This is a genomic window from Iodobacter ciconiae (assembly GCF_003952345.1).
Classification (GTDB): Bacteria; Pseudomonadota; Gammaproteobacteria; order Burkholderiales; family Chitinibacteraceae; genus Iodobacter; species Iodobacter ciconiae.
Genome location: NZ_CP034433.1, coordinates 939934 through 953672 on the forward strand (window position 1 = coordinate 939934; position 13739 = coordinate 953672).

The 13739-nt window shown below is 47.3% G+C and carries 12 protein-coding genes; 1 reads left to right on the forward strand and 11 read right to left on the reverse strand.

Going from position 1 to position 13739, the window contains the following annotated elements:
• Positions 1 to 133 precede the first annotated feature (133 nt).
• From EJO50_RS04160 to EJO50_RS04205, 10 genes are all read right to left on the reverse strand, one after another.
• Positions 134 to 1648 carry a mechanosensitive ion channel family protein gene (locus EJO50_RS04160; protein WP_125971758.1) on the reverse strand — a complete coding sequence of 505 codons (1515 nt, stop codon included), beginning with the start codon at positions 1646 to 1648 and terminating at the stop codon, positions 134 to 136.
• A gap of 171 nt (positions 1649 to 1819) precedes the next feature.
• Entirely contained in the window at positions 1820 to 4084 is a 2265-nt protein-coding gene (locus EJO50_RS04165) for an arginine/lysine/ornithine decarboxylase (protein ID WP_125971759.1), read from the reverse strand.
• 538 nt (positions 4085 to 4622) lie between these two features.
• A complete protein-coding gene (locus tag EJO50_RS04170; RefSeq protein ID WP_125971760.1) occupies positions 4623 to 5207 on the reverse strand; it encodes a pilus assembly FimT family protein in 585 nt (194 codons plus the stop codon).
• Positions 5208 to 5378: 171 nt separating this feature from the next.
• Entirely contained in the window at positions 5379 to 7313 is a 1935-nt protein-coding gene (locus tag EJO50_RS04175; protein ID WP_125971761.1) for a hypothetical protein, read from the reverse strand.
• Entirely contained in the window at positions 7310 to 7954 is a 645-nt protein-coding gene (locus EJO50_RS04180; RefSeq protein WP_125971762.1) for a PilW family protein, read from the reverse strand. Before EJO50_RS04180 ends, EJO50_RS04175 begins: the two co-directional genes overlap by 4 nt.
• Positions 7932 to 8309, reverse strand: coding sequence for a hypothetical protein (locus EJO50_RS04185; RefSeq protein WP_125971763.1), 378 nt, complete (start codon positions 8307 to 8309; stop codon positions 7932 to 7934). Before EJO50_RS04185 ends, EJO50_RS04180 begins: the two co-directional genes overlap by 23 nt.
• Before the next feature lie 16 nt (positions 8310 to 8325).
• Positions 8326 to 8775 (reverse strand): type II secretion system protein, encoded by a 450-nt coding sequence (locus EJO50_RS04190; RefSeq protein WP_125971764.1) that lies wholly within the window; start codon positions 8773 to 8775, stop codon positions 8326 to 8328.
• Entirely contained in the window at positions 8756 to 9160 is a 405-nt protein-coding gene (locus tag EJO50_RS04195) for a type IV pilin protein (RefSeq protein WP_125971765.1), read from the reverse strand. The genes EJO50_RS04190 and EJO50_RS04195 overlap by 20 nt, the downstream gene beginning before the upstream one ends.
• A gap of 96 nt (positions 9161 to 9256) precedes the next feature.
• Positions 9257 to 9670, reverse strand: a complete 414-nt coding sequence (locus EJO50_RS04200; RefSeq protein ID WP_125971766.1) for a hypothetical protein — start codon at positions 9668 to 9670, stop codon at positions 9257 to 9259.
• A 729-nt stretch (positions 9671 to 10399) separates the two neighbouring features.
• Positions 10400 to 11374 carry an L-threonylcarbamoyladenylate synthase gene (locus tag EJO50_RS04205; RefSeq protein ID WP_125971767.1) on the reverse strand — a complete coding sequence of 325 codons (975 nt, stop codon included), beginning with the start codon at positions 11372 to 11374 and terminating at the stop codon, positions 10400 to 10402.
• Positions 11375 to 11578: 204 nt separating this feature from the next.
• On the opposite strand from EJO50_RS04205, the gene luxS reads away from it, so the two are divergent.
• Positions 11579 to 12088 carry an S-ribosylhomocysteine lyase gene (luxS, locus tag EJO50_RS04210; RefSeq protein ID WP_125971768.1) on the forward strand — a complete coding sequence of 170 codons (510 nt, stop codon included), beginning with the start codon at positions 11579 to 11581 and terminating at the stop codon, positions 12086 to 12088.
• Positions 12089 to 12140: 52 nt separating this feature from the next.
• Here luxS and EJO50_RS04215 read toward each other — a convergent pair whose 3' ends face one another.
• Positions 12141 to 13727, reverse strand: coding sequence for a DHA2 family efflux MFS transporter permease subunit (locus tag EJO50_RS04215; RefSeq protein ID WP_125971769.1), 1587 nt, complete (start codon positions 13725 to 13727; stop codon positions 12141 to 12143).
• Positions 13728 to 13739 lie beyond the last annotated feature (12 nt).

Sequence of the window (13739 nt, forward strand, 5' to 3'; positions counted from 1 at the left end):
GCCAAAGGTGCACGGGAATGATGATATTTCGTAGCAGCCAATGAATACGAAGCAAGGCCCGTGTCTGTCTCCGTGAAGCCTTGTGTCCTCCGTGTTTCAAGATTTGGGTTTGGGATTTGTCTGCGAGGGCCAATCAAGCCCCGCGATTTAGCCCAATAAAGTGCTGTAGTTTAGCCAGAATTTCTGAGCGGGCAGCAGGCAGAATAATATTAGTGTCGTCATTTAATAAGATTTGCTCTTCGGCCTGACGCTTGACCAGCACTTCGGAGAACACGCCAGCGAGCTCCGGGCGGGATAATAGAATCTGCTGGAAAGACTCTTTATCAATGCGATAGCACTCCACATTGGTGCTGACCACAACGGTGGCGCGGATGGCTTCGCCGGTCATCAGGCCCATTTCGCCAAAAAAACTGCCCGGCCCGAGTTTTGCAAATAATTTGCGCTCGCCCCGGGTAGGTTGTACCCACGCCTCTGCCTCGCCTTTGATGATGATATACAGCCACTCTACTTTTTCGCCCTGGCGGATCATTACATCGCCTGATACATAGGGGGTAAAACGCAGCCTGTCGGCCAAGGTGTGTAATTCGTCGTCTTTAAGCGAGGCCAGCAGCTCCAGTTTTTGCAAGACAGCAAGACGCTCCTGGGTGTGTTGTTTGTGGCGGCCTTCAAAGTAGCGCTCGTTTTCCTGGGTAACAAATACTTTGTACTGCGGCGCGGCAAGGCGCAGGCTGTTGCGGCGTAAAACAGCATCAATCAGGGTGCGGATCTGTGAATCGGTAGGATCGTCATTCTGTAAGTCGGTCAGCCAGTAGCGGGCGGCGTAGCGGGCGTTGCCTTTTTCTACATTCATTAAAAGGCATGAAGGTGGCGGATCCTGGGCAACATTGGGCGGGGCGGCTTCACGAATGGCGTTTTCAATGAGAAGCATCACCTGCGTGGGCAGGGTATCCAGACCAACTTCAAACCAGACCCAGCGTCGCCAGGCAAGGGGTTTGTCCATGCGTTTGCCGAGCAGTTGAAACTGACCTTTCATTAGCATGCCATTGGGTATCATCACTGTTTCGCCGTTGCGGGTTTCAACGCGGGTGGCCCGCCAGGATAAATCAACAACCCGGCCGGTCAGATCGCCTAATTTAATCCAGTCACCCTGCTCGATCGAGTTATCCAGGTGCAGCGCCAGCCCTGCCAGAATATTGCCCAGCGTGTCCTGCATGGCAAAAGCCAGCACGGCGGTGATGACGGCTGAAGTGGTAACCAGCTGCCCCAATTGCAGCCCTGCCAGATGCAGGCGATAAAAAACCCAGCCGATCATGGCAACGGCTTCAAGTAAGTCTTCTAGGATACGGGGTGGCTTTAACCTGACTAAGGGTGCAAGGAGCTGAAAAAGCAGCATTCCCCAGTAGCGGATGATGGCAAAACCAAGGACCACCATAAAGGTTTCATGGACGGCTTTGGCGGCGCTGGCAAGCTGATGGTTTTCCAGTAATACACTGAAGTAGAGGCCAAGGCAGCCAAATGTGAGTAACAAAATGCTATTAAACAGACGATGGCGGCTGGTGCGGACCCGGTAATAAAACAGGCAGCCCAGAATAAAGCTGCAGGCAAGAAAATAGATAAATGTTTGTAGTTCAGAGGGCTGAAAACGCATCGCAAGACCCCGTATTCAGGGAGCAGAAAGGAAATAGCTTTCCTTGTTTGTAGACTTTGATTGTGATGGTGTACAGGAATATGGTGGGAGGTGGGTGTGGGGAGAAAGAGGGGCGGGGAGTAGGTGGAGTTTAGGGAGCAGGGGGCATTCGGCTCCCCGCTCCCCGTTTTATTACAGACTTACACAATCCATAAAGTAGCGGGTTTCTCCGCTGCTCTTGTCTGCGACCAGGCCGTGAATATAGGTTTCAAAGCCGGGGAAGCGCTGGTTGAAGTCTCTTGCGAATTTAAGGTAATCAACGATGGTTTTGTTGAATACTTCACCTGGGATCAAGAGCGGAATGCCTGGCGGATAGGGAGTCAGCATCACGGCGGTGATGCGGCCTTCCAGCTCGTCAATTGCCACACGGTCAATTTCGCGGTGCGCCATTTTTGCAAAAGCCTTGGCAGGCTTCATGGCGGGCTCCATATTGGATAAATACATATCGGTGGTCAGGCGCGCCACATCGTGTGAGCGATAAATACTGTGAATTTGCTGGCTGAGATCTTTAAGGCCAATTCGCTCGTATTGCGGGTACTGGACAATAAAGTCCGGCAGGATGCGCCACAGTGGTGCATTTTTATCGTAATCGTCTTTAAACTGCTGCAAGGCGGCCACAAGGGTGTTCCAGCGGCCCTTGGTAATACCGATGGTAAACATAATAAAGAAGGAATAAAGGCCACATTTCTCGATCACCACGCCATGCTCTGCCAGGTATTTGGTCACGATGCTGGCCGGAATACCGGTTTCGGAGAACTTGCCATCCAGATCCAGCCCTGGTGTCAGGATGGTGGCTTTGATCGGATCCAGCATATTAAAGCCATCGGCGATATCGCCAAAGCCATGCCAGTTGTCGCCGGATTTCAGCATCCATGCATCACGGTGATCCAGGCCTTCATCGGTCAGATCATCCGGGCCCCAGACCTGGAACCACCACTCATCACCGAATTCTTCGTCTACTTTGCGCATAGCGCGGCGAAAATCCAGCGCTTCAACCAGTGATTCTTCGACCAGTGCCGTGCCGCCCGGTGCTTCCATCATCGCAGCAGCTACATCGCAGGATGCAATAATGGAGTATTGCGGGCTGGTGGAGGTGTGCATTAAGTAAGCTTCGTTAAATAAATCACGGTCAAGCTTACGGTTTTCCGGATCTTGCACCAGAATCTGCGAAGCCTGGCTTAAGCCTGCCAGTAGCTTGTGTGTCGATTGCGTGGAGAAAATCATTGATTCTTTGCAACGCGGGCGATCTTCGCCAATGGCGTGGTAATCACCGTAGAAATCATGGAATGCAGCGTGAGGCAACCAAGCTTCATCAAAGTGCAGGCTGTCGATTTCACCATCGAGCATGCCTTTGATTTCTTCGACGTTATACATAATGCCGTCGTAAGTAGACTGGGTAATGGTCAGAATACGTGGTTTAAAGTTTGGATTGGCCAGCAGTTTTTCACGGGCAAACGGGTTATCCATCATTTTCTTGCGGATGTTTTCCGGCTCGAATTCGCTTTTCGGAATCGGGCCGATAATGCCGTAGTGATTGCGCGTCGGCATCAGGAACACCGGTACTGCGCCCATCATCATGATGGAGTGCAAAATGGATTTATGGCAGTTACGGTCTACTACCACCACATCGCCAGGGGCCACGGTCGAGTGCCAGACAATTTTGTTGGAAGTCGATGTGCCGTTGGTGACAAAAAACAAATGGTCGGCATTAAAAATGCGCGCTGCATTACGCTCGGAAGCAGCAATGGGCCCTGTGTGGTCCAGCAATTGCCCGAGCTCTTCTACCGCATTACATACGTCGGCACGCAGCATGTTTTCGCCAAAAAACTGGTGGAACATCTGGCCAACGGGGGATTTCAGGAAAGCCACGCCACCGGAGTGCCCCGGGCAGTGCCAGCTGTAAGAGCCATCCTGGGCGTAATGGGTAAGCGCACGGAAAAACGGTGGCGCCAGGGTATCCAGATAGCTTTTTGCTTCGCGGATAATATGGCGTGCTACGAATTCGGGTGTGTCTTCGTGCATATGAATGAAACCGTGCAATTCACGCAACACATCATTCGGGATGTGGCGGGCGGTGCGGGTTTCACCATAGATATAAATCGGGATATCAGGATTGCGGCGGCGGATTTCGGCCACAAAGCTGCGTAAGCTGGTGAGCGCTTCATGGGTTTCTTCGGGTGAGCCACCGCCAAATTCTTCATCATCAATTGATAAAATAAAGCCGGATGCACGGCTTTGCTGCTGCGCAAATGAGGTTAAATCGCCGTAGCTGGTATAACCAACTACGTCTCTGCCCTCGGCCTCAATCGCCGCCGCTAATTCACGAATACCGGAACCACTGGTGTTCTCGGTGCGGAAATCTTCATCGATGATGATGATAGGGAAGTAAAAACGCATGGCAAAATCCTTGCAAACTGAGGTAATTATAAAGTTACTGCAAATTGGCTAACGCCTCGGGAAAATGGCTAAAAATTTATTGCTTATAAACCGTAGTTTTCGTCATTTTTTTGCCTTATCCCCGAAAAGGGCGATGCTTTTTATAACGACCTCAAATCATAATTTGTACAAAGGACGGCAAAGCCGGAAAGGCGCGTATATTAATCCCAAAATGTACAGGCATGTGGTGAAAAATGAAAACAATTGCCATTTGTGCAAACCGGCGCTTAAGCAGCCAGCCGTCTTGTGTGGCCAGAGGCCGTGAAGTGTTGGTGCAGACACTTTAAGTGGCGGCAAAAGTACATGCCGATGTGAGGATTATTCGTCTGCTGTATGTGTGGGGGCTGAGCTTAAAAGTGCCTGGAGGGGTTCTCTAGCATAGGGTGGATTTGGTCATGCGTGCACGCCACGTGTGCCTGATACAGTCTTTACAATTTGGGCAAAGTGGCGGAGGTGGATAAAGGTGGCTTGTGGTGCAGTTTTGCCGGTTAGCCCGGTGTTAAATGCATTCTGCATACTCTCCGAAAGGGGGGCTGTTTTTGGGCCGGCAAAGTGTGGATGAGCCTGTTGTGGTGATTTGTAATTGCAACCGGTATTTCCCGGATTGAAACAGAATAAATTGCTGCTGGGTAAAATTGGGTAATCCATTGTAATTGTGGAACTTATTTTCTTTTAATGCATTACTTAATGATATTAACTCAACGTCTTTATGCTCTTTTGAGCGTTGCTGGCGTAAAATTGTGCTGCCTTCGGTACAGGGCGTCGCTGTGCAAATTTGCAAAGACCAGTTGTGATTGTTCAGGCGTTTGCCGACATAAAAAACGGCAGGGCTGCGTGCAGCCCCCAGTTTTACTGCCGTGCTGCGGGCAAACAGCCAGCCGTTTTGAGCTTCTAAAGCAGCATTTTGCAGCCGGTGGCGCTGCAATACGCCGGTAAAGCCGGGAATAACAACACTGATGAGGATAATGCTCAGCACAATAAGGCTGATGGTCAGTTTAATTAAACTAAAGGCTAGATATTTACGCATGGATAAGACTTTTTGTGCTGTAGTTGCAGAGGTGTTGTATTGGGGCCGCTCAAGCATTTTATTGCTTTAAGTGGCCGCTGGTTTTACATATTCTTTAGTAAGAATGCTGATTTTACGCTTAAAGAAGCAAATTGCTGTTGAATAAAATCCAGGCGCTATTAATGTTTGATTCACAATTGGCCTGCCTGAAAATATAAATAAGTTTTTAGCTTTGTGGGGTAGATCTGCTTACAGATACCTCACCCAGCGTATAGCCGTGCTGGCTGTGCTGCCCGAGCTGCCCGCTCCCGGCGTGGACAGGGTTTGATCTGCTTTAAAACTGGCGGGTAAATTAGTCAGAATAATACTTGTACTATTTTGAATGGTGTTGCTTGTTTTAGAGCCTGATGCCAGGGCTGTGATATAGCCGTGAATTTTGGTATCGCCTGTATTGCCATATAAATTACCCGCCCAGACACTGCCATAAATATCAGAGCTATTAGCAAAGGTAATATCGCCGCCCTGATAAGCGTCATTAGATATGCTGCCTGCCATGGTGGAAAAATTGCCAATGCCCCCATCAATATCACTATTCCACTCTGTGGCAGAAGCACAAAACTGCGATGGAATTAACCCGTAATTGGCTTGATTGCAATAGCCAAGTGGTGAATAAATTGCCGAGCCTACTTTGCCTGAATAACCAGCATAGTTTGGTGCATAAATGATGGTTGATGCAGTAGTTTTAAAATTTAAAGTAGTGATAAAACTATTGTAATAAGTGCCATTTTGCACATCCAGATTTCCCTCAAACCACGCCACACCAGGTGCAATGCCCTTGCCATTAATGGTCCATCGTTTTTTTGAGCTGTCATATATAAAACAGGAATTGGAACTTGAGAATCCTTCACAAATTGTTTTGCTTGAAATGACAGCAGGGGTTTTGCATTGGGGGGCTGACACTGCGTCGGATACTGCGGTGCAAAGATAATCTTTTTGGTTATTGGTATAAGAGCCAATAAAGTAATCACCTTCGCTTATGCCGCTAATTCGTTTGACTTTAACTTTCATATAGCCATTTTTATCTACATAAAAAGCATAGTTAGCTAATTCTTTATAGGCATAGGCATCAAAGCGATCATCGGGAGTAAGTGTTACTACGGGGACATTAACAATTAAATCGGGAACAACGCTGATCATGCTGGTATCAAACCAATCGCCGGGTTTACCTATGCCCAGTTTTACTTTATCAAATTTGGGCTTACCAGCTGCGCCTGTATAAGCTGAAGCCAGGTCAAACTGGGGTAAGGTAGTGATTTCAAAGTGATCGACAGCGGGGTTAAAGCTATATGCTGTTTGATAACCCCGCTCAAATTTTGCACCACCATTGGTGATATTCAGCGCGCCGCCTGCTAAAAGATCGAGTACTTCAACGGAGTTGCTGATTGCGATATTACCGTTAGCGGTGGCCTGGTTAATGGTTCCATTATTTTGCAATAAAAGATCACCACGAGAGAGCAAGGCTTTGGAGCTGGTGCTGCCGGTGAGTTTGATATTGCCATTGGCGTGCAAGAGGCCAAAGCTGCTACCGGAGGTAATTGTAATATTGCCGGTAGAGCGGATGATGCCAACGCCGGTAATGGAATTACCACTGGTTTCAACATCGCCGTTTACACGGATTTCCATATTGTGCACATCACCTTCAAATAATTTAATCGCACCGCCCAGCTTTAAATCACTATTGAACATGATTGCCCCCCCGCCTGGGCGGGAGGGCTGTGTTGCTGCTGTGACTAAGATGCTGGCGGCAAGCCTTGAGCTGGATTCCAGGCTCGAGCCGCGGCCGGCAAGCCCTGTGACTAGAATATTGAATTGATTCGGTGTGTCTGCACCGGTTACCTGCAGGGTAATGTTGGGCACGCCTGTGAGGGTGATGTTTTGCGGTGAGCTTGTAGTAGCTGTTGCCAGTGCCTGCAACTGTGCTGCAGACATTTTTTTAAAAATGGACTGGGCAATATCCAGCCCTTGCCAGGCCCTCATCTGTGCCTGCGTAGCTGCCAGAGAGGTGTTTTGCTGTACTTGCATCCCTTTGACGTAATAATTGGAGCCCAGAACGGTTGCGCCGAGTGCCATACCTACAAAAATTAACATCAGGACGGTGGCCATGCCTGTTGGCTGGTTTTTCATGGGGAAACCACTAGGTTGGACAGGCAGCTTTGCGAGTGGATCGCTTGCCCGGTTGCATTGTTTGACTGGATGGTGATTGTTGCTTTGCCGTGGCTGGCATAGCCAAACTGACCACACGTACCCACCGTATTGCTCAGCACAAAATTAAAAGTGCCAAGGTTTGCAAGTGGTTTAGCCGGGCCCCAGCTGGCAGCAGGCCATGCCGTGATACCCGTGCAGTTAACGGGCCCGAGTAACATCAGGCCTTTACCGGGTGCAGCAAAAAGGGCCGAGCATTCCAAATTGGTCCCTAAATTGCGCAGCCAGACAATGGCATTAGCGGCTTCGCCATTTGCTGTGGCATTGCCGCTTAGCTTATTAGCTGATGAGAAGGTGGCATTTTTAAGTGCGATTATATTGCCGCTTACGCTGGCATCTGTAATGCCAAATCCGGCGTCTTGCAGCAAAATTGGCGCAACGGTCATGGCACTGGTTCTTTCGGCATCTTGCTTACTAAATTGTGTGGTATTAGCAGATATTTTGATTGAATGGCGAAACAGGGTGAGCATCGCTACGGCTGTGATCAGCGAGATGGTGATCCCTACCATCATGCTAATTAAAGAAATACCCCTTTGCGATTTAATTGAGCGAAATAACACCATCGCCTCCAATCAGTGCCGCGTTTGTCGAATCTTGCCTGGTTGTTAAGGTGGAGCCTGTAATGGGCGAATCGGAAGCGGCAGAAATATTAATGCTCTGGCCTGCAACTATTGCCGTAAAGGCTTCGCGGCGGCATTGGGCCGTAAGCGCAACACTGCGATCTGCAACGGTAACGGATGGGCTTGCCGCGGCACATAAAGCGCTTAGACCCTGGGTTTGTGCGGCTGAGCGCAGGGCAAACAGGGCCATATTCTGCATTGAGGTATTTTTTTGTGCTACGGCTGTTTTAGCAACCAGAAACGTCAGCCCAATCATAATGGAGCCGAGCAGCACAATTGAGATAAGGGCCTCAATCATTGCGTCACCTTTTTGTTTATACAAGCTTGCCATCAATACGATCGCCTTTTTCTGTAATGGTGTAAGTCAGGGCCCTTACGGCAAGGCCTGCTTTATCGAACTGGATGGTGGTTATACCGTCGCTTACGCTGTCACTAATGCTGACTGAGGCACTCTGGGCAAAAGAAGCCGACCAGATGGCGGTGTCTGCAGTGCAGTTGCCATTACTCACATTGCCGGGGCAGATATACACTTTCTGACCGATGATCTGTAAGCCTGCTGCAGCACCGTTGGCGTTTCTGATGGCTAGTGCTTTGGCTTTGGAGTGTGCCATCTGTAAAACGCTTTCTGATTTTTGCAGATGACTGGAAACCAGCCAGGATGAGCTAAGTGAAGCAGCAGCAAGGGTGAGCATGACAAAAATCACCATGGTAACCATGAGTTCAATCAGGCTAAAGCCAGCTTGCTTACCAAGTTGTGAATCCACAGTCGACTCCTGTTACTGTTCGGGCATTGGCAGAATTTAGCGAGAGTGTGCAGGTAAATTTTGTGCTGATGGCGGTAAGGGTGTAGGCGCTGTCTGTCCATGTGGCTTGATAGGTAAAATCAGAGCGGGAGGGGCCCCAGCTTGTCACCAGCGTTTTGGTTGCATCGGTCGTTGTTGTGGGGCTGTTTGTTGTAAAGGTATAGGTTAGCCGGCGTTGTAATTGCTGTTCAAAATATAGTGATAAAGACACCAGGTCTGCTGCAGCAGATTTAGCTGCTGCCTGGCGGATATAGCGCTGATAGCTGGGAATGGCAATTGAAGCCAGTATGGCAATAATGGCCACAACAATTATTATTTCTACCAGAGTAAAACCATTTTTTTTCATAATATTTCGCAATAGGCTGGTTTTGATGAATTAATTGACTATTGTTATATATTTTATTAAAGGTAGAAAAGTCAAACTATGAAGAAGGCTCTTTGATTAGCGCGTTTTTGTTTTTTTAATCTGATTTAAATTTGTATTATAAATTTCAGCCGATTGAGTTTCTGCCTGTATCTGACTAAACAGGTTTGTGCGTATATCCTGGTTTTTTTCTTCAGCTATTTTTTTATACAATTTGCTTAGCTTTTCTTTGGATTCTGCAATGCTTTTTACATTGCGTTGTTCCATCTTATTTAACAGGGTGAGTGCCTCATTAGGGGCAGAAGCAGGGCTTGAGGCTTGCATATTTGCGATTGTCGCGGGTTTAATAATATGTATTTTAGCTTTAGGTGACATTGATGCTGCATCGCCAAATGTCATATTGCCATTGGCATCTTTTTGTACATACACAGCAGACGCAAAAAGAGTGCCGGACAAAAAGAAAATGCCTAAAGCAGATAAGGTGTGAAGCATGGAAAGGCCTTTCGCTGGTGAAATATTTTGCTTATCAGATATGCGGCGTTTTAAGGTTTTTTATTTTTGCCAGTATTGGGTTGGAGCGTTAATCGCATTGTCATTATTTATGATTAATTCAGTATATCGTTGATGCAAAATTTTGGCCTGGAAGGATCAAAATAATTATTTTTATAAATATTATTCGATCGTCATTTTTCTTTGCCTGTTGAGTTTTAGCGATCATGATTACAGCATTATCGTGTGATTTTTCTGTACGCTGCGAGGCTTGCCGGGCAATCTGTTGGTGACATTGCCCATTGTCATGAGAGCAATCGTCTTATTAGGTGAAAAGTCTCTGTTTGCAAGGTATTTGCTTAAGGTGTTTTATTTATGTCGAGCAATGTTAGTGGTATTGGCGAAAGGCGGCAATCTATTTTTTAGATACAGCGAAATCTTTATTTTTTTATATATAAAAAAGTAAGTTTACAGAAAGGATTTTAGTGTATTTTTTGCGTAAGTATTTATCTTTATGATTTTAAAAAGATAAATTACTTTTTTACTTTTGATTTGATTTGTTTTTTGTATTGTTTTAAACATAAAAATTTGTAATTTATTGCATTTTTCTGATTGAAGCAGATGTTGTTTTTTTGAAAGTGGTATTACTTGAAATGGAAATAAGCAAAAAAAACCGGCAGGTATGCCGGGTGTGAGAGGGGGTATACTACTGCTTAAGGGCGTTGGCGGAGCCTACACCGCTCTTGTTTTTTGATGTGCAGCACGGCTCAGCCGGTCGTGTATAGCAAGCCAGTCAGGCTCATCAGGAGGGAGTACCAGCAAAATGGCATCCAGCCCCTGTGTGTCCAAATCCCGGAGCGTGGCATAAATTATTTGTGCGTATTCATCGGCGTTATCAGGCATCAGGATATGCATGGCGGTGCCATCTTGTGGCAAAGCTGCTTCTGTATGCAAAATCGCCAGTTTTTGCCCAGCTCTTGCTATTGCGGCGGCGGCCATTTGGCTTTGGCTGCCCGTTAATAGTGTGGTGCGCGGGGCATAATGAGAATCCAGTAACCCTGACGTGCGAATGCTTGCGCTGCTTGCATTTTGTACGTGTTCGACGCTGTGGCCCAGTACGGCCTCAATTGCCTCACGCGCGACACCACCGGGGCGCAGCAAAACGGGCTGCGGGCCGATCAGGCTGATAATGGTTGATTCAACGCCCACATCACAAGCACCACCGTCCAGAATGAGCGACACACTTTCTGTGCTGAATTCATCTCTTACATGCTGTGCGGTAGTGGGACTGACGTGGCCAAACTGATTGGCTGAAGGTGCGGCAATACCCCCGCCAAAACGCTGTAATAGCTCGTGTGTTAGCGGGTGCTTGGGTGCGCGCAAGCCCACGCTGTCCTGTCCGCCGGTTACGGCATAGGAAACATGGGGTTGTTTTTTGAGAATCAGCGTAAGCGGGCCGGGCCAGAAAGCGTCGGCGAGTTTCCATGCGTCGTCAGGGATATCTATGGCCCAATCACCGAGCTGCGCTTTGCCGGCAATGTGCACAATCACAGGGTGATCGTTTGGACGGCCTTTGGCCGCAAATATTTTGGCCACAGCCAGCGGCTGTGCTGCATCTGCTGCTAAGCCGTACACGGTTTCAGTGGGAATGCCGACCAGCTCTCCGGCTTTGAGAAGGGCAAGGGCTTGATCCAGATTGCTAGTCATCAGGTACTTTCGTATAAAAGAGCAAATTATAGCGCGAAGGGGGGATTGTTGGCAGGGATGGTTGCGAAGGAGGGGGCGAGTATTTTCGGTGATGTTTAACGTCAGATCTGTGATTTACCCGTGATACCATCTTCTTTTCTGCAACTTTTCAACAGAGGCGCATTCCTTTTTGAGGGTGATGCGGCTACAGCAAAGAGTATTAAAATGCCCTTACTAGACAGTTTTACCGTTGATCACACTCGTATGCAGGCCCCTGCGGTACGTGTTGCCAAAACCATGCGGACCCCAAGTAAAGACACGATTACTGTGTTTGATTTGCGTTTTAGCGTGCCCAATCAGGAGATTCTTTCTGAGCGCGGAATTCATACTCTGGAGCATTTATTTGCAGGCTTTATGCGTGATCATTTAAATGGGGATGGAGTAGAAATTATTGATATCTCGCCTATGGGGTGCCGCACTGGTTTTTATATGAGCTTATGTGGTGCGCCAAGCGAGGCGCGTGTTGCCAGTGCCTGGAAGCTGGCGATGGAAGACGTGTTAAAGGTAAAAGAGCAAAGTGAGATTCCAGAATTGAATGAATACCAGTGCGGTACTTTTGTGATGCATTCTTTAGAAGAAGCACAGGGTATTGCAAAAAACGTGATTGCCCGTGGTATTGGCATTAATCGTAATGATGAATTAGCGTTGTCAGAAGAAAGGCTAAAATCTATTTAATTGGGTTATATAAATAAAAAGGCTGATTTTTAATCAGCCTTTTTATTTAGTATTAATGTGACAGATCACTGCCCGCACTCATGGTTTGTTTTTTCATAACAAATAAAAGTGGTGTAACACAAAGCATGGCAATTCCAAAAAGCATAAATAGATGTGCAAAAGACAGCATTTGCGCTTGTTTGGCAATTTGCTGGGCCAGCAGCACCTGAGCTTTGATTGGGGCGAGTGTTTCTGGTGTGCCCATAAACAATAACCTGCTTTTTAATCCGGCAATGCGCTCTATCGTTTGTGCACTATTGGCAATTACATGCTCGTTAAGCGCAGCACGTTTTGCATCGCCTAATTGGGCAAGGAGTGTGGCCGAGAGTGCAATCCCGACGCTGCCGCCTAATTGGCGGGTTAAGTTATATAAGCCCGCTGCATTTGGAATCTGCTGTGGCAAAATATTGGCCATTGTCAGTGCATTAAGTGGCATAAAAATCATCCCCAGGCCTAAGCCGCGAATAATCATTGGCCAAAGAAAATCATTCATGCCGGAATCGGTGGTGAAATGATAATGCTGCCACATTCCATACATAAACAGCATGGCACCCAGGGCAATCAGTGCTCTGGCAGAAACACCCCGTGCAACTAATTTTGCAGAAATGGGCATGGCCAAACCTGATGCCATGGCCGAAGGTAAAATCATTAGCCCCGTTTGCCATGCGGTATAGCCCATTAAACTTTGCACATACACAGGGAAAATAAATACGGTTGAAAAAAGCGATGCACCCAGCAAAAATGTCATGACTAATCCCGCAGAAAATTGCGGATCTTTACAGATGGATAAATCAACAATTGGATGCTTGATTTCCAGCTGGCGGATAATAAATAAACTAAGTGAAAAAAAGCTAATTAATGCATAGCTGATTATTTCGGATGAGCTAAACCATTCTAAGCGCTCACCTCTTTCCAGCAGTAATTGCAAAGTGGCAATGCCAACTGCCATTAAAATTAAGCCGATATAGTCAATTTTATTAATAGTTTGCTTGTGTTTTGCTTCCGGCATATAAAGAAGTGCCAGAAATAGCGCAATACCACCTAATGGCAGATTAATATAAAAAATCCACGGCCATGAATATTGATCGGTTAGCCAGCCGCCTAATGTGGGCCCCAGCATTGGACCTGTCATAATTCCCATGCCAAAAATAGCCATGGCGGTACCCATTTCCTTACTGGGAAATGTGTCAAACAGGGTAGATTGGGCCGTGGCAATTAAGCCGCCTCCGCCTAAACCCTGAACAATTCGCCAAAAAACAAGGCCGCCTAAAGTTGTGGCATTGCCGCAAGCAAAGGAAGAAAAAATAAACAGGGCGATTGATAAAATAAAGTAATTTCTGCGGCCAAATAATTGCGCCAGAAAGCCGGAAATAGGTAATACAATTACATTGGCAACGACATAGCCAATGGATACCCAGGTGATTTCATCCAGTGTAGCGCCAAGGCTGCCCATCATATGTGGCACAGCGACATTTACAATACTGGTATCTAATAATTCTAATACACAGGCCAGCGTAACCGATATTGCAATAATATAGCGATGTGCATAAATACGCTCCGGCGTATCTGATCGGGATAAACCCGGAAAAATGGCTTTCATATCGCCTCTTAA

Coding starts and splice junctions, on each gene's coding strand:
- EJO50_RS04185 (WP_125971763.1), bottom strand. CDS start 8,309: ATGATTGAGGCCCTTATCTCAATTGTGCTGCTCGGCTCCATTATGATT.
- EJO50_RS04205 (WP_125971767.1), bottom strand. CDS start 11,374: ATGACTAGCAATCTGGATCAAGCCCTTGCCCTTCTCAAAGCCGGAGAG.
- luxS (WP_125971768.1), top strand. CDS start 11,579: ATGCCCTTACTAGACAGTTTTACCGTTGATCACACTCGTATGCAGGCC.
- EJO50_RS04200 (WP_125971766.1), bottom strand. CDS start 9,670: ATGCTTCACACCTTATCTGCTTTAGGCATTTTCTTTTTGTCCGGCACT.
- EJO50_RS04165 (WP_125971759.1), bottom strand. CDS start 4,084: ATGCGTTTTTACTTCCCTATCATCATCATCGATGAAGATTTCCGCACC.
- EJO50_RS04170 (WP_125971760.1), bottom strand. CDS start 5,207: ATGCTTGAGCGGCCCCAATACAACACCTCTGCAACTACAGCACAAAAA.
- EJO50_RS04175 (WP_125971761.1), bottom strand. CDS start 7,313: ATGAAAAACCAGCCAACAGGCATGGCCACCGTCCTGATGTTAATTTTT.
- EJO50_RS04160 (WP_125971758.1), bottom strand. CDS start 1,648: ATGCGTTTTCAGCCCTCTGAACTACAAACATTTATCTATTTTCTTGCC.
- EJO50_RS04195 (WP_125971765.1), bottom strand. CDS start 9,160: ATGAAAAAAAATGGTTTTACTCTGGTAGAAATAATAATTGTTGTGGCC.
- EJO50_RS04180 (WP_125971762.1), bottom strand. CDS start 7,954: ATGGTGTTATTTCGCTCAATTAAATCGCAAAGGGGTATTTCTTTAATT.
- EJO50_RS04215 (WP_125971769.1), bottom strand. CDS start 13,727: ATGAAAGCCATTTTTCCGGGTTTATCCCGATCAGATACGCCGGAGCGT.